12 protein-coding genes are annotated in these 15,157 nt (G+C 61.0%); 5 read left to right on the top strand and 7 right to left on the bottom strand.

Translation table 11 applies throughout. The features are described from left to right. The first annotated feature begins 182 nt into the window (after positions 1 to 182). On the top strand, positions 183 to 3,029 hold the full coding sequence (gene rapA, locus SGN16_RS06755; protein WP_210643218.1) for an RNA polymerase-associated protein RapA: 2,847 nt from the start codon (positions 183 to 185) through the stop codon (positions 3,027 to 3,029). Between the two features lie 150 nt (positions 3,030 to 3,179). Here the strand turns inward: rapA and SGN16_RS06750 are convergent, their stop codons facing one another. The 4 genes from SGN16_RS06750 to SGN16_RS06735 form a co-directional block, all read right to left on the bottom strand. Further along, entirely contained in the window at positions 3,180 to 4,022 is an 843-nt protein-coding gene (locus tag SGN16_RS06750) for a cache domain-containing protein (RefSeq protein ID WP_335943570.1), read from the bottom strand. Between the two features lie 283 nt (positions 4,023 to 4,305). Next, positions 4,306 to 5,181: an ATPase gene (locus SGN16_RS06745; protein ID WP_335943569.1), complete on the bottom strand. Its 876-nt coding sequence runs from the start codon at positions 5,179 to 5,181 to the stop codon at positions 4,306 to 4,308. Positions 5,182 to 5,288: 107 nt separating this feature from the next. Then, a complete protein-coding gene (locus tag SGN16_RS06740) occupies positions 5,289 to 6,281 on the bottom strand; it encodes an NAD-dependent epimerase/dehydratase family protein (protein WP_210643215.1) in 993 nt (330 codons plus the stop codon). Between the two features lie 86 nt (positions 6,282 to 6,367). Next, positions 6,368 to 7,267 (bottom strand): LysR family transcriptional regulator ArgP, encoded by a 900-nt coding sequence (locus SGN16_RS06735; RefSeq protein WP_210643214.1) that lies wholly within the window; start codon positions 7,265 to 7,267, stop codon positions 6,368 to 6,370. A 98-nt stretch (positions 7,268 to 7,365) separates the two neighbouring features. On the opposite strand from SGN16_RS06735, the gene SGN16_RS06730 reads away from it, so the two are divergent. From SGN16_RS06730 to SGN16_RS06715, 4 genes are all read left to right on the top strand, one after another. Further along, the gene (locus SGN16_RS06730; RefSeq protein ID WP_210643213.1) at positions 7,366 to 7,968 is read left to right on the top strand and encodes a LysE/ArgO family amino acid transporter; all 603 of its coding nucleotides are present in this window, start codon (positions 7,366 to 7,368) and stop codon (positions 7,966 to 7,968) included. A 175-nt stretch (positions 7,969 to 8,143) separates the two neighbouring features. Next, positions 8,144 to 8,740: a Fe-Mn family superoxide dismutase gene (locus SGN16_RS06725; RefSeq protein ID WP_210643212.1), complete on the top strand. Its 597-nt coding sequence runs from the start codon at positions 8,144 to 8,146 to the stop codon at positions 8,738 to 8,740. A 305-nt stretch (positions 8,741 to 9,045) separates the two neighbouring features. Then, positions 9,046 to 11,097, top strand: a complete 2,052-nt coding sequence (locus SGN16_RS06720; RefSeq protein ID WP_210643211.1) for a bifunctional diguanylate cyclase/phosphodiesterase — start codon at positions 9,046 to 9,048, stop codon at positions 11,095 to 11,097. 272 nt (positions 11,098 to 11,369) lie between these two features. Continuing rightward, positions 11,370 to 12,713: an imelysin family protein gene (locus SGN16_RS06715; RefSeq protein WP_210643210.1), complete on the top strand. Its 1,344-nt coding sequence runs from the start codon at positions 11,370 to 11,372 to the stop codon at positions 12,711 to 12,713. A 298-nt stretch (positions 12,714 to 13,011) separates the two neighbouring features. On the opposite strand, the gene SGN16_RS06710 is transcribed toward SGN16_RS06715, so the two are convergent. Genes SGN16_RS06710 through SGN16_RS06700 form a run of 3 tightly spaced genes read right to left on the bottom strand, consistent with a single transcriptional unit; the run spans position 13,012 to position 15,095 of the window. Next, a complete protein-coding gene (locus tag SGN16_RS06710) occupies positions 13,012 to 14,247 on the bottom strand; it encodes an RNA polymerase sigma factor (RefSeq protein WP_335943568.1) in 1,236 nt (411 codons plus the stop codon). Then, positions 14,247 to 14,723, bottom strand: a complete 477-nt coding sequence (locus SGN16_RS06705; RefSeq protein WP_335943567.1) for an SRPBCC family protein — start codon at positions 14,721 to 14,723, stop codon at positions 14,247 to 14,249. The genes SGN16_RS06710 and SGN16_RS06705 overlap by 1 nt, the downstream gene beginning before the upstream one ends. Before the next feature lie 27 nt (positions 14,724 to 14,750). Then, positions 14,751 to 15,095 carry a YciI family protein gene (locus tag SGN16_RS06700; protein ID WP_210643207.1) on the bottom strand — a complete coding sequence of 115 codons (345 nt, stop codon included), beginning with the start codon at positions 15,093 to 15,095 and terminating at the stop codon, positions 14,751 to 14,753. Between the last annotated feature and the right edge of the window lie 62 nt (positions 15,096 to 15,157).

Below are 15,157 nucleotides of genomic sequence, written 5' to 3'. Positions count from 1 at the left end.
GACCCAGTTGGCATTGCAGCAATAGCCAGGGCCGAGCTTGTTTGATCGCTGAACAAACTTAAGTTCCGTGCCACCGGGTGACGAATCAGCCCCTATGCCAGCATAGTGCGTACGTAAATCCTTTGGTCTGAGGGATCATTCCGTTAAGATAACCGGCTTTTTCAAGGCGGGAGTCAGGCAGCATGGCGCAGCAGTATCAACCGGGGCAACGCTGGATCAGTGACAGCGAAGCCGAGCTGGGTTTAGGCACCGTTCTGGCACAGGACGGCCGCTTGTTGACCGTGCTCTACCCGGCCACTGGCGATACTCGCCAGTACGCGCTACGGAATGCGCCCCTCACCCGTGTACGGTTTTCGCCGGGCGATGTGATCACTCACTTCGAAGGCTGGAAAATGACCGTGCGCGAAGTCGACGATGTCGACGGGCTGCTGGTCTACCACGGCCTCAACGGGCAGAACGAAGTCGTCACCCTGCCGGAAACCCAACTCTCGAACTTTATCCAGTTCCGCCTGGCCAGCGACCGTCTGTTCGCCGGCCAGATCGACCCACTGGCCTGGTTTTCCCTGCGCTACCACACCTTGGAACACACCAGCCGCCAGTTGCAGTCTTCGCTCTGGGGCCTGGGTGGTGTCCGTGCCCAGCCGATCGCCCACCAGTTGCACATTGCCCGTGAAGTGGCCGACCGCATTGCACCGCGGGTGTTGCTGGCGGACGAAGTCGGCTTGGGCAAGACCATCGAAGCCGGCCTGGTGATCCACCGCCAACTGCTGTCCGGCCGCGCCAATCGCGTACTGATCCTGGTGCCGGAAAACCTTCAGCATCAGTGGCTGGTGGAAATGCGTCGGCGGTTCAACCTGCAAGTCGCGCTGTTCGACGAAGAACGCTTCATCGAAAGCGATGCCAGCAACCCGTTCGAAGACACCCAGTTGGCCCTGGTGGCGCTGGAGTGGCTGGTGGACGACGAGAAGGCCCAGGACGCGCTGTTCGCCGCCGGCTGGGACCTGATGGTGGTCGACGAAGCCCACCACCTGGTTTGGCACGAGGATCAGGTCAGCCCGCAATACGCCCTGGTCGAACAGCTTGCCGAGACGATCCCCGGCGTGCTGCTGCTAACCGCAACCCCGGAACAACTGGGCCAGGACAGCCACTTCGCCCGTCTGCGCCTGCTGGACCCGAACCGCTTCCATGACCTGCAGGCCTTCCGTGCCGAGAGCGAAAATTATCGCCCGGTGGCCGAAGCCGTGCAGGAGTTGTTGGACAAGGGCCGTCTCTCGCCCGAAGCGCACAAGACCATCCACGGCTTCCTGGGCAACGAAGGCGAAGCGTTGCTGACTGCCGTCAACGACGGCGATGTCGAAGCCAGCGCCCGCCTGGTCCGCGAACTGCTGGACCGCCATGGCACTGGCCGCGTGCTGTTTCGCAATACCCGGGCCGCGGTGCAAGGCTTCCCGGAGCGCAAGCTGCACGCCTACCCGCTGCCATGCCCGGATGAATACCTCGAGCTACCGTTGGGCGATCACGCCGAGCTGTACCCGGAAGTCAGCTTCCAGGCCCAGCCGGACGCCAGCGAAGAAGAACGCTGGTGGCGTTTCGACCCGCGGGTCGAGTGGCTGATCGACACCCTGAAGATGCTCAAGCGCACCAAAGTGCTGGTGATCTGCGCCCATGCCGAAACCGCCATGGACCTGGAAGACGCCCTGCGCGTGCGTTCCGGCATCCCGGCCACGGTGTTCCATGAAGGCATGAACATCCTGGAGCGCGACCGCGCGGCAGCCTATTTCGCTGACGAAGAATTCGGCGCCCAGGTGCTGATCTGCTCGGAAATCGGCAGTGAAGGCCGCAACTTCCAGTTCGCCCATCACTTGGTGCTGTTCGACCTGCCGTCCCACCCGGACTTGCTGGAGCAGCGCATCGGCCGTCTGGACCGAATCGGCCAGAAGCACACCATCGAACTGCATGTGCCTTACCTGGAAACCAGCCCCCAAGCGCGCTTGTTCCAGTGGTATCACGAAGCCCTGAACGCCTTCCTCAACACCTGCCCGACCGGCAACGCCTTGCAGCATCAGTTCGGCCCACGCCTGCTGCCGCTGCTGGAAGAAGCCGACGATGGCCAGTGGCAAGCGCTGATCGACGAAGCCCGCACCGAACGCGAACGCCTGGAAGCCGAGCTGCACACCGGTCGCGACCGTCTGCTGGAGCTCAACTCCGGCGGCGCGGGTGAAGGCGATGCACTGGTGGAGGCGATTCTCGAGCAGGACGACCAGTTCGCCCTGCCGATCTACATGGAAACCCTGTTCGACGCCTTCGGCATCGACAGCGAGGACCATTCGGAAAACGCGCTGATCCTCAAGCCGAGCGAAAAAATGCTCGACGCCAGCTTCCCGCTGGGCGACGACGAAGGCGTGACCATCACCTACGACCGCAACCAGGCACTGTCTCGCGAAGACATGCAGTTCATCACCTGGGAGCACCCGATGGTGCAAGGCGGCATGGACCTGGTGCTGTCCGGTTCCATGGGCAACACCGCCGTGGCGCTGATCAAGAACAAGGCCCTCAAGCCGGGCACCGTGTTGCTGGAACTGCTCTACGTCAGTGAAGTGGTAGCCCCACGCTCACTGCAACTGGGCCGCTACCTGCCACCGGCCGCTCTGCGCTGCCTGCTGGACGCCAACGGCAACGACCTGGCCGCCCGGGTCTCGTTCGAAACCCTGAACGACCAACTCGAAAGCGTGCCCCGTGCCAGCGCCAACAAGTTCATCCAGGCCCAGCGCGATCAGCTCACGCCACGGATCAATGCCGGTGAGGAAAAGATCGCCCCGCGTCACGCTGAACGCGTGGCCGAGGCCCAGCGTCGCCTGGCCGCTGACACCGACGAAGAACTGGCGCGCCTGACCGCCCTGCAAGCGGTCAACCCGACTGTGCGCGACAGCGAACTGGTGGCCCTGCGCCAACAGCGCGAGCAAGGCCTGGCAATGCTTGAGAAGGCGGCGCTGCGCTTGGAAGCGATTCGGGTATTGGTGGCGGGCTGATTGCCTTGGCAACCTAACAAGAGGCCCGCAGCGATGCGGGCTTTTTTGTGGAAAGCTGCCGAACACAGAACTGTTTAGGCCGGGGACATGGACAACGGTGGCGAGGGGATTCATCCCCTCGCCACAAGTACACGCGCCTCAGTGTCAGGCTCAAGGGCTGTAATACCCCACCGCCACTAAAAAATGCCCGACTTTCTTCAAGTAAGCGTGCTTGTCCTCGACCTTGCCGGTCACCGGGTTCTTCCAGCGATACTCGTACTCCCCCTCATCCTGTTTGCCGATCATGGCCAGGATCGGCTCGCCCACCGGCTTGCCATCCGGGTCCTTGACCTTGGCGAAATCGGTATTGATCAACCGCAGGTTGGTGCCGTGGCCGACATAGCGCCGGGTATTGAGGTCTACGACGAAGACATACAGGTCATCCTGCAGGTAACCGCCCTTGAGGGAATTGATTGCGGTCAGCGTGGCCTTCTCGTTCTTCGACAAGTCGCTCGAAGCCTTGCCCAACAGCGCCCGGGCCTGTTCGGCTGAGGCCCGTGGCAAGTAATAGCCGACGGCCAGGATCCGTTCACCGACCCGCTGGAAATACACATGCTTGCGCTCGACCTTGCCGTCGGCCCAGTTCTGCCAGCGATACTCGGCCTGCTGGATACCACTGGCTTCAGGGGTTTTCAGGGCGTCCTTGAAGGCTTTGCGCAAGTCCGGCCCCAGCACCTCGGAGACGTCTCGACCTATCAACGCCGAAGAGGGACCGCCGCTGGCGAGCATGACACCCTGGGTATCCACCACGAACACGTAGCGGTCCTTGTCGACGAACTCCCCTTGGCGGCTGAAGGCGGCCAACGCTTTGTCACCGTTGTCGTGGTAATAGGCCAGAGCCTTTTCCAGCAGTGCCCGGGCCGCCTGGCCATCGTCAGGTGTCGCGGCGTGAACCGGTGTCAACCCCAGCACAAGCATTGCGCCTAGCCAGGCCATCTTATGCAAAAAACCCATACGTGCGCCCCTCGTTCTTGTTGGTGTTTCAAGAGCGTAGACGGCGTGGGGTGATGTGGGAGCATTCAGGGGATTGCTGGCGCGCGGCATATGGGAAATCGAGTGAGCTCAGCCCATATCTGACTGTCAGGCCGCCATCACGAGCAGGCTCGCTCCCACACTGGATCTTCAGCGAACCCAAATCTTGAGTTATCAAAGATCAAATGTGGGAGCGAGCCTGCTCGCGATAGCCGACCGTCAATCACCACCTTCAGCGAGCGTTAGACCGCTATCCACAGGTATGTCATTGAGCTCGGCTGCTCAACTGCTGCTGCAAATACTGGATCTGCGATTGCAGGGTATTGATGTTGCGGGTGACCTGACCACGGAAGGCGTCGAACTCGGCCGTGTTGCCGCCCTTGTCCTGCTGGCTCTTGAGCACGATCACTTCCTGCTCCAGGCGGTCGATGGCAGAGTTGGAGGTGGCTCTTTTCAGGGCGGTGATGTCGGCACCGATGCTCTTGAGCTGGGCATCCAGGGCACCACTCTCGCCCTGGTTTTTCAGGACGGAAACTTCCGCCGCCAGCGCCTTGACCTGGGCTTGGAGGTCCTTATTGGAAGCTTGCAACTGAGTGCTGGCGTTCTGCTGTTCAGTGGTCTGGGCAATGAGCTGGGCCAGCTCCTTGTCCAGGTCGGCGGACGGACCGAACGCGCCTTGCAGCTGTTTGTGCTGCTCCAGCAGTTTGCTGTCGAATTGCCGAGCTTGATCCTGCAGCTTGTTGTCCAGCTGTTTGATCTGCAATTTCAAGGCTTCACTGTCGCTCATCACATTGGACTGGCCAGCAACGACCTTGCCGGAAATGTCCTGCAAGCGTCCCGCCGCATCCTCACTGATCCGGGCGAAGCTTTCCTGGGTGGCTACCAGTTGCTGTTCCATCAGCGAAATCTGCTGGAAGCTCCACCAGGCCAGGAAACCGAACGCACACAGCAATGCGCCGACCAATGCCCACAGCGGTCCGGTGCTGGCCCCCTTGACCTTCGCCGCGGCAACGGGCGCCGGGCGCGCTTGCACATGGGGCTGGCGGTTGGGCAAAAAGTCATCGTCATCGGGAATGTCGGCTCGCATCCGCAGGCTCGGTACATCATCGAAGTCGTCGTTGGCATCGTTACGCATGGGCATGGGTTCAACCTTTGGGAAACCGGTGATGGCTTGATGCGGCGAGTATAACCCCCTCGCCCGCCGCACCGATTGACCCCGAACATGGCACTCGGTTCATGACGGACCGATCAGTGGGCATTTTGGACCCTCCACCAGGCGCAGAATTCATCGAGGGCGGCCCACAAGCTGACCTGTGGATCGTAGTCGAGATAATGCCGGGCCCGGCTGATGTCCAGGGTGAAATTTTTGTTCATGACCTGCATGCCCAGGCGCGTCAGCGTCGGTTCGGGGCGACCTGGCCATACTTTGCAGAAACCCTCGTTCAGGGCGGCGATGCTGTAGGCCAAGCCGTAGGAACGATAACGCCTGACCTGTGGGACTTCCATCTGTCGCATCACGTAATTGACCACATCCCACAACGGAACCGGCACCCCGTTGCTGATGTTGTAGGCCTTGCCCAAGGCGGCACCCGTGGCCAGCAAGCCGCTGAACAGCGCTTCGTTGAGGTTCTGCACACTGGTGAAGTCCACTTTGTTCAACCCGTTGCCGACAATGGCCAGTCGGCCCTTGCGCTGCATTTTCAACAAGCGCGGGAAAATGCTCATGTCGCCGGCACCGGTTACGAAACGCGGGCGCAGGGCCAGCACTTCAAGGCCAAACTCCTGGGCACCGAAGACCTTCTGCTCGGCCAGGTACTTGGTCGCGGCGTAAGGATGCTTGAAGCGCTTGGGTACTTGTTCTTCCGTCAGCCCGAGGTGGTCACGGCCATCAAAGTAAATGGAGGGCGACGACAAATGAACCAGGCGCCGGACCTTCTGTTTGAGACAAGCCTCGACGATATTTTCCGTGACCTGGACATTGCCCTGGTGAAAATCCTGATAGCGCCCCCAAAGCCCCACGGCACCGGCGCAATGCACCACGGCATCAACGTCCAGGCACAGATCGCGAGCCAGCAACGGATCGCTCAGATCCCCCTGCATGAACTGCGCACCGCGACGCACCAGATGCTCCACGCTCTCGGCCCGGCGACCGTTGACCCGTACATCCAGGCCCTGCTCCAGGGCGAAACGCGCAAAGCGCCCGCCAATGAAGCCGCTCGCGCCGGTGACCAGAATTTTCATGAATGCTCCTAAGAAGTGCAGTTACGAGCCTCAAGCTACAACCTGCAAATTAATCTGTGCGCTGCTTATTACCTGCAGCTTGACGTCTATTGCGGCTCCCAAGGCACCAGCCATTGCCGGGAGGAGCGGATCAACTGTTCGGTCAATAAACCGAGCAACTGCCCGCCATTGCGCCAATAATGCCAGTACAGCGGCACATCAATCGGTTTATCTGCCAACAGTTCCACCAGTTCGCCTCGCTCCAGTTGCCCACGCACTTGCAGCTCCGGCGCCAGCCCCCAGCCGAGTCCGACCTCAGCAAGACGGATAAATCCTTCGGACGACGGGCACAGGTGGTGTTCGAAACCGCCCTCCACCCCCAAGGACGCAAGGTAGCGGTGCTGCAGGAAATCATCCGGGCCAAATACCAGTGCCGGCGTGCTGGCCAGCTGATCGGCGCGCACCCCATCGGGGAAGTGCCTGGCGATGAACGCCGGGCTGGCCAGGGCCCGATAACGCATGGCCCCCAGTAGTACGCTGCGGGCACCGGCCACAGGGCGCTCACTGGCACAGACGCACGCCGCCACTTCGCCGGCGCGCATGCGCTTGAGGCCGACGTTCTGGTCTTCCACCACCAAGTCGAGCAACAGATGCTGCTCGGCGCAAAAATCGCCCACAGCCGCCGCCCACCAGGTCGCCAGGCTGTCGGCATTCAGGGCGATGCGTAAGCGTTCGGGCAAACCCTCTTCATCCAGCGCCGGCACCAGGCTTTGCAGGTCACGCTCCAACAGACGCACCTGTTGCACATGGTTGAGCAAGCGGCGACCGATTTCGGTCGGCGCAGGCGGCGTAGCACGCACCAATACGGGCTGACCGACCCGCGCCTCGAGCAGCTTGATCCGCTGGGAAATAGCCGATTGCGACAGCCCCAGCACCTGGGCGGCCCGCTCGAAACCGGCTTGCTCGACGACCGCCGCCAGGGCGGAAAGCAATTTGTAATCGAACATCAGTTTTCCTAATGAGCAATCAGCAGGATTGGTTTTTCTTATACAGCTTCCCACCAGAGAATGACCAGCATTCAAGCATCGACGGGGGAGTAAAAAACATGTGGCAAAGCTACGTTAACGGACTGCTGGTGGCACTTGGACTGATCATGGCTATCGGCGCGCAGAACGCGTTTGTGCTAGCACAGAGCCTGCGCCGCGAGCATCACCTGCCGGTGGCCGCACTGTGCGTCACCTTTGATGCGCTGTTGGTGGCCGCCGGCGTGTTCGGGCTGGCGACCCTGCTGGCTCAGAGCCCGTTGCTGCTGTCGATCGCACGCTGGGGCGGCGCGGCATTCCTGCTCTGGTATGGCAGCCTGGCGCTGCGTCGGGCCTGTTCGAATCAGAGCTTGCAACAGGACGGAAAACAGGTCGTGCGCTCGCTACGGGCAGTACTGCTCAGCGCACTGGCGGTGACGCTCCTCAATCCTCATGTGTACCTGGACACCGTGCTGCTGATCGGTTCCCTCGGTGCCCAGCAAAGCGTGCCTGGGGCTTATGTCGTCGGTGCGGCCAGCGCCTCGCTGCTGTGGTTCTTCACCCTCGCCCTTGGCGCCGCATGGCTGGCTCCGTGGCTGGCCCGGCCAAGCACCTGGCGGATACTGGACGTACTGGTGGCGGTGATGATGTTTACCGTCGCGCTGCAGTTGATCGTCTCGGGTTGATTATTCCAAACCGCTCTGGAACCTCTATCCCACACAGTTGTTGCGTGGTTATGCCGCACCCCCGGTGCTATGATCCGACTCCTGCGCCGCAAAGAGTACAAACTCCCCGGCGCTAGTCTGGCCGCCCGTGATCGGCCTTGCGCTCACCGCAACTGACCTGATTAGGAGAATCACCATGGCTTTCGAATTGCCGCCGCTGCCCTATCCACACGACGCACTGGCGCCGCACATCTCCAAAGAAACTCTGGAGTTTCACCACGACAAGCACCACAACACCTACGTCGTGAACCTGAACAACCTGGTGCCTGGCACCGAGTTCGAAGGCAAGACCCTGGAAGAAATCGTCAAGACTTCCTCGGGCGGTATCTTCAACAACGCCGCTCAGGTCTGGAACCACACCTTCTACTGGAACTGCCTGGCGCCAAACGCTGGCGGTCAACCAACCGGCGCACTGGCTGAAGCCATCAACAACGCCTTCGGTTCGTTCGACAAGTTCAAGGAAGAGTTCAGCAAAACCTCCATCGGCACCTTCGGTTCCGGCTGGGGCTGGCTGGTGAAGAAAGCTGACGGTTCCCTGGCCCTGGCCAGCACCATTGGCGCCGGCAACCCGCTGACCAGCGGCGACACCCCGCTGCTGACCTGCGACGTGTGGGAACACGCTTATTACATCGACTACCGTAACCTTCGTCCAAAATACGTCGAAGCGTTCTGGAACCTGGTCAACTGGAAATTCGTGGCCGAGCAGTTCGAAGGCAAGACCTTCACCGCTTAAGTCCCGATGCCAGACAAAAGAACCCGGCGCCTTGCCGGGTTTTTTTTACCTTATACCCCGTGGTCGACCATCGATTCCGAAGCATGGCCTCACATCTGAAACCCAACAAAAAATCCCGCCAGGCCTCAAGTTGCGGCCCTTCCCAACCGACATAATGACCGTAGAGCAATAGCTCGGAAAAAACTTTGGATCAGCCAGGCATCAGACGAAAACCCTTGTGTTTGATTGTCCCTTTGACTGACATCACAGGATTGCCAATACTCATGGCAACTTGACGCTACCCGCACGGAACAAGGAACCCCTCTTTGAAGCTGGAACTCAAGAACAGCTTGTCTGTGAAGTTGCTCCGGGTCGTGCTCCTCTCGGCATTGATCGTTGGCATGGTCTTGAGCTGTGCGCAGATCGTGTTCGATGCCTACAAAACCGACCGGGCCGTGGCCAGCGACGCCCAGCGGATTCTCGATATGTTCCGCGACCCTTCGACCCAAGCTGTCTACAGCCTGGACCGGGAAATGGGCATGCAAGTGATCGAGGGACTGTTCCAGGACGACGCCGTGCGCATGGCCTCCATCGGCCACCCTCGCGAAACCATGCTCGCCGAAAAGACCCGCCCCTTGCAGAAGTCCGAAAGCCGCTGGCTGACCGACCTGATCCTGGGCAAGGAACGCACGTTCACCACGCAATTGGTGGGACGCGGCCCCTACAGTGAATATTACGGCGACCTGAGCATTACCCTCGACACCGCCACCTACGGCCAGAGTTTCATCGTCAACTCCGTGATCATCTTCATATCCGGGATGCTACGAGCCCTGGCCATGGGCCTGGTCCTGTACCTGGTCTACCACTGGATGCTGACCAAACCGCTGTCGCGAATCATTGAACACCTGACCGAAATCAATCCCGACCGCCCCAGCGAGCACAAGATCCCGCAGCTCAAAGGGCACGAGAGAAACGAGCTGGGCCTGTGGATCAATACCGCCAACCAGCTGCTCGAATCCATCGAGCGCAACACGCACCTGCGCCACGAAGCGGAAAACAGCCTGCTGCGCATGGCTCAATACGACTTCCTCACCGGCCTGCCAAACCGTCAACAGTTGCAACAGCAACTGGACAAGATCCTGGTGGACGCCGGACGCCTGCAACGGCGGGTGGCGGTGCTGTGTGTAGGGCTGGATGATTTCAAGGGCATCAACGAACAGTTCAGCTATCAGACCGGCGACCAGTTGCTGCTGGCCCTGGCGGATCGGCTGCGGGCCCATAGCGGACGCCTCGGCGCCCTGGCGCGACTGGGAGGCGACCAGTTCGCCCTGGTCCAGGCCGACATCGAGCAGCCTTATGAAGCCGCCGAGCTGGCCCAAAGCATCCTGGATGACCTGGAGGCGCCGTTCGTCATCGACGATCAGCAAATCCGCCTGCGGGCCACCATTGGCATCACTCTCTTCCCTGAAGACGGCGACAGCACCGAGAAGCTGTTGCAGAAAGCCGAGCAGACCATGACCCTGGCCAAGGCCCGCTCGCGCAATCGCTACCAGTTCTACATTGCCAGCGTCGACAGTGAAATGCGCCGCCGTCGCGAATTGGAGAAAGACCTGCGCGAGGCCCTGGCCCGTGAACAGTTCACGCTGGTCTACCAACCGCAAATCAGCTACCGCGACCTGCGCGTGGTGGGCATCGAAGCCCTGATCCGCTGGCATCATCCCGAACACGGCCTCGTGCCGCCGGACCTGTTCATTCCCCTGGCCGAGCAGAACGGCACCATCATCGCCATCGGTGAATGGGTACTGGACCAGGCCTGCAAACAGTTACGCGAATGGCACGACCAGGGCTTCGTCGACCTGCGCATGGCGGTCAACCTGTCGACGGTGCAACTGCACCACGCCGAACTGCCGCGGGTGGTGAACAATCTCTTGCAGATGTACCGTTTGCCGCCGCGCAGCCTGGAGCTGGAAGTCACCGAAACCGGCCTGATGGAAGATATCACCACCGCCGCCCAGCACTTGCTGAGCCTGCGCCGCTCCGGCGCACTGATTGCCATCGATGACTTCGGGACCGGTTATTCGTCCCTGAGTTACCTCAAGAGCCTGCCGCTGGACAAGATCAAGATCGACAAGAGCTTCGTCCAGGACCTGCTAGATGACGAGGACGACGCGACCATCGTTCGGGCCATCATCCAGTTGGGCAAGAGCCTGGGAATGCAGGTGATCGCCGAAGGCGTCGAGACGGTCGAGCAAGAGGCCTACATCATCGCCGAGGGCTGTCACGAAGGTCAGGGCTATTACTACAGCAAACCGCTGCCGGCACGGGAGTTGGGCATTTATCTGAAGCAGGCGCAGCGCAGCAAGGTCTCCATCATCTGAGTTTCCCCCCTTGGTTTTCACGCCTCTGTAGGAGCTGGCAAAGCCTGCGATCCTTGGATTGTTCCCTTGAGACTCAAGCGCCTGGGGAAAGATCGCCGCCTCGCTTCGCGAGTCAGCTCCTACAGACGCCGCTCAAAGCGGTGATCTGAATTATTAAATAAGAAATATTTACAGCTACAACCCTTTACACATAATGCAAATCTTTCGCATTATGTCGCAGCTTTGCGCACCTCGCGCCTGTCCCATCCAATTACCGAAGCAGGATGTTCGCCATGATTCGTATGCCTCTGGCCACCGCCAGTCTGCTGGCCATTGCTATTTCCCTCGCCGGTTGCGGCGAAGGCAAAGACAAGGCCGCCGCGCCGCAGGCGCCAACGCCAGCCGCCAGCACTGCGGCGCCGGCCGCACCCGCTGCCAGCGGCAAAATTGACGAAACCGCTGCCAAGGCCGTTGTCGCGCACTACGCCGAAATCGTCTATGCCGTCTACAGCGATGCCGAATCCACCGCGAAAACCCTGCAAACCGCCGTCGACGCGTTCCTGGCCAAGCCGAACGCCGAGACCCTGAAAGCCGCCCGGGCTGCCTGGGTCGCCGCCCGCGTGCCTTACCTGCAGAGCGAAGTGTTCCGCTTCGGCAACACCATCATCGACGATTGGGAAGGCCAGGTGAACGCCTGGCCCCTGGACGAAGGCCTGATCGATTACGTCGACAAATCCTATGAGCACGCCCTGGGTAACCCGGGTGCCACCGCCAACATCATCGCCAACACCGAAGTCCAGGTTGGCGAAGACAAGGTCGACGTGAAAGACATCACCCCGGAAAAACTTGCCAGCCTCAACGAGCTGGGCGGTTCCGAGGCGAACGTCGCCACCGGCTACCACGCCATCGAATTCCTGCTGTGGGGCCAGGACCTCAACGGCACCGGCCCTGGCGCGGGCAACCGCCCGGCTTCGGACTACCTGCAAGGCGCTGGCGCCACGGGCGGCCACAACGACCGTCGTCGTGCCTACCTCAAGTCCGTGACCCAATTGCTGGTCAGCGACCTGGAAGAAATGGTCGGCAACTGGAAGCCGAACGTGGCTGACAACTACCGCGCCACCCTGGAAGCCGAACCGGCCGAAAGCGGCCTGCGCAAAATGCTGTTCGGCATGGGTAGCCTGTCCCTGGGTGAACTGGCGGGCGAACGCATGAAGGTGTCCCTGGAAGCCAACTCGCCAGAAGACGAGCAAGACTGCTTCAGCGACAACACCCACAACTCGCACTTCTACGATGCCAAGGGCGTGCGCAACGTCTACCTGGGTGAATACACTCGCGTCGACGGTACCAAGATGACCGGCGCCAGCCTGTCGTCCCTGGTGGCCAAGGCCGACCCTGCTGCCGATACCGCGCTCAAGGCCGATCTGGCCGACACCGAAGCCAAGATCCAGGTCATGGTCGATCACGCCAACAAGGGTGAGCACTACGACCAACTGATCGCCGCTGGCAACACTGCCGGTAACCAGATCGTACGCGATGCCATCGCCGCACTGGTCAAGCAGACCGGTTCGATCGAACAGGCTGCGGGCAAACTGGGCATCAGCGACCTGAACCCGGACAACGCTGATCACGAGTTCTGATCAACGTGGGCTGATTGGCGCGGATTAATCCAGTCAGTCAGCCACAAAAACCTGTGGGAGCGAGCCTGCTCGCGATAAGGGCATGTCAGCCAACATCGATGTTGGCTGATCCAGCGCTATCGCGAGCAAGCTCGCTCCCACAGTTGATTTCGGCTGTTCAAAAATGTGATGCCAACCATTATTCCCTGTGGGAGCGAGCCTGCTCGCGATGGAGGCATGTCAGCCAACATCGATGTGATTGATCCACCGCTATCGCGAGCAAGCCCGCTTCCATGGGAGTTCGTCGCTTGGTGGCTCATCACGCCAACCCCGCAAGTCGCCCCTCGATAAACCGCCGTTCCGGCAATTGCTGCGTCAGCTCAAGCGCGCGGCGATACGCCGACCTCGCTTCGTCCAATCGTCCCAACTGCCGACAGAATTCTGCCCGTGCCGCGTAGGCCAGGTGATAGTCGAGCAATTCACCACGCCCCAAGATCGCATCGACCAGGCGCAACCCTGCTTGCGGGCCATCGCGTTTGGCCATGGCAGCGGCACGATTGAGTTCGATCACCGGCGATGGCATGGCACGCAGCAGCACGTCATAGAGCCCGACGATCTGCGGCCAGTCGGTGTCCTGCGCCGTCGGCGCTTCGGCATGCACCGCGGCAATCGCCGCTTGCAGGCAATAAGGCCCGAACCGTCGGGTACTCAGAGCGGCTTCCACCAAGGCGCAACCTTCGGCAATCATTTCGGCGTCCCACAGGGAACGGTCCTGCTCATCCAGCAGAATCAGCTCACCGGTTGTGGAGGTTCGCGCTCGGCGCCGGGACTCGTGCAGCAGCATCAACGCCAGCAAGCCCATGACCTCGGCTTCGGGCAACAGCTCCATCAACAGTCGCCCAAGGCGGATCGCTTCGCGGGTCAGCTCTTCGCGGGTCAGCTCAATGCCCATGGACGCCGAATAACCTTCGTTGAATACCAGGTAAATCACCCGTAACACACTGTCCAGTCGATCAGGCAACTCCGCCCGGGAGGGCACTTGATAAGGAATCTTTGCATCACGAATTTTCGCCTTGGCCCGCACGATGCGCTGGGCGATGGCCGCCGGGGCGGCAAGGAACGCCCGGGCGATTTCCTCGGTGGTCAGATCGCACACTTCCCGCAGCGTCAGTGGCACCTGGGCATCGGCGGCCAGGGCCGGGTGGCAACAGGTGAAAATCAGCCGCAGACGATCGTCTTCCACGTCTTCGTCACTCCAATCGCTCTGCTCCAGCTCTTGCAGTTGGGCGATCAGCAGCGGCTGGGCCGCGTTGAATCGCGCCCGTCGACGCAAACTGTCGATGGCCTTGAAGCGCCCGGCAGACACCAGCCACGCCCGCGGGTTATCCGGCACACCGTCGCGTTGCCAGCGCTCGACCGCAATGAAGAACGCCTCGTGCAAGGCTTCCTCTGCCAGGTCGAAATCCCCCAGCAGACGAATCAGCGTCGCCAGGATCCGTCGCGAGTCTTGCCGATACACCTGCTCGACCCGCGCCTTGACCGCTTCGGCCGACATCAGTCGGGCATGCCTTGGGTCACCAGGGCTTCCAGCCGGTCCAGGCTTTGCCCCCAGCCATCATGGAAGCCCATGGCCTCGTGGGCCTGGCGGTCTTCTTCGTTCCAATGCAAGGCGCGAGCGATATAGAGGGTTTTACCGCCCTGCTCCTCAAGCAGCACTTCGGCGGTCATGAAGGCTTTGCCTGAAGGTATCCAGCCGGGCACGAACGTATCGGTAAATACCAGGCGCCGCGGGGCGACGATTTCCAGGAACACGCCCATGGTCGGGTATTCGCTACCGTCGGGAGCGCGCATCAGCGTGCGAAACTGGCCGCCGACCCAAAGATCCATTTCGCACTCCGGCGTGGTCATGCCGTGGGGCCCCCACCATTGGACCAGTAGGGTCGGCTCGGTCCAGGCACGGAAAATCTTCTGGCGCGGGGCATCGATCACCCGGCTGATGGATAACTCGAAAGGCGCAGGCTTGAGGTTCATGGATGGAATCCTGTTTGTGATTATTGTTCAGGGGTTCAGTTGGCGTACGGGACGGACTTCGACGCAGCCGACCCGGGCTGCCGGAATGTGGCCGGCGACCTGGATGGCTTCGTTCAAGTCCTTGGCGTCGATCAGGTAGAAGCCCGCCAGTTGCTCCTTGGTTTCGGCGAACGGACCGTCGGTGATGGACAACTTACCGCCGCGCATGCGCACCGTGGTGGCGGTCTGCACCGACTCCAATGCCTCGGCGGCAAGCATTCGCCCGCTGCCCTGGATCGACTCGGCATAGGCCATGCACTCGGCATCTTCCGGGCTGTCCGGTGAGCTGTGCAGCAGCTGTTCGTTGCTATAGACAAGGCATAAATACTTCATGGAAAGCTCCGTGATCGAACTGATCAACTATGGACGGCTGCAAGACGCTTGGCGAAAAAACC

Origin of the sequence: Pseudomonas sp. G166 (assembly GCF_037027455.2) — a bacterium.
GTDB lineage: Bacteria > Pseudomonadota > Gammaproteobacteria > Pseudomonadales > Pseudomonadaceae > Aquipseudomonas.
This window is presented reverse-complemented; position numbering and strand designations above follow the sequence as displayed.

Coding starts and splice junctions, on each gene's coding strand:
- rapA (WP_210643218.1), top strand. CDS start 183: ATGGCGCAGCAGTATCAACCGGGGCAACGCTGGATCAGTGACAGCGAA.
- SGN16_RS06725 (WP_210643212.1), top strand. CDS start 8,144: ATGGCTTTCGAATTGCCGCCGCTGCCCTATCCACACGACGCACTGGCG.
- SGN16_RS06740 (WP_210643215.1), bottom strand. CDS start 6,281: ATGAAAATTCTGGTCACCGGCGCGAGCGGCTTCATTGGCGGGCGCTTT.
- SGN16_RS06700 (WP_210643207.1), bottom strand. CDS start 15,095: ATGAAGTATTTATGCCTTGTCTATAGCAACGAACAGCTGCTGCACAGC.
- SGN16_RS06710 (WP_335943568.1), bottom strand. CDS start 14,247: ATGTCGGCCGAAGCGGTCAAGGCGCGGGTCGAGCAGGTGTATCGGCAA.
- SGN16_RS06735 (WP_210643214.1), bottom strand. CDS start 7,267: ATGTTCGATTACAAATTGCTTTCCGCCCTGGCGGCGGTCGTCGAGCAA.
- SGN16_RS06715 (WP_210643210.1), top strand. CDS start 11,370: ATGATTCGTATGCCTCTGGCCACCGCCAGTCTGCTGGCCATTGCTATT.
- SGN16_RS06750 (WP_335943570.1), bottom strand. CDS start 4,022: ATGGGTTTTTTGCATAAGATGGCCTGGCTAGGCGCAATGCTTGTGCTG.
- SGN16_RS06705 (WP_335943567.1), bottom strand. CDS start 14,723: ATGAACCTCAAGCCTGCGCCTTTCGAGTTATCCATCAGCCGGGTGATC.
- SGN16_RS06745 (WP_335943569.1), bottom strand. CDS start 5,181: ATGCCCATGCGTAACGATGCCAACGACGACTTCGATGATGTACCGAGC.
- SGN16_RS06730 (WP_210643213.1), top strand. CDS start 7,366: ATGTGGCAAAGCTACGTTAACGGACTGCTGGTGGCACTTGGACTGATC.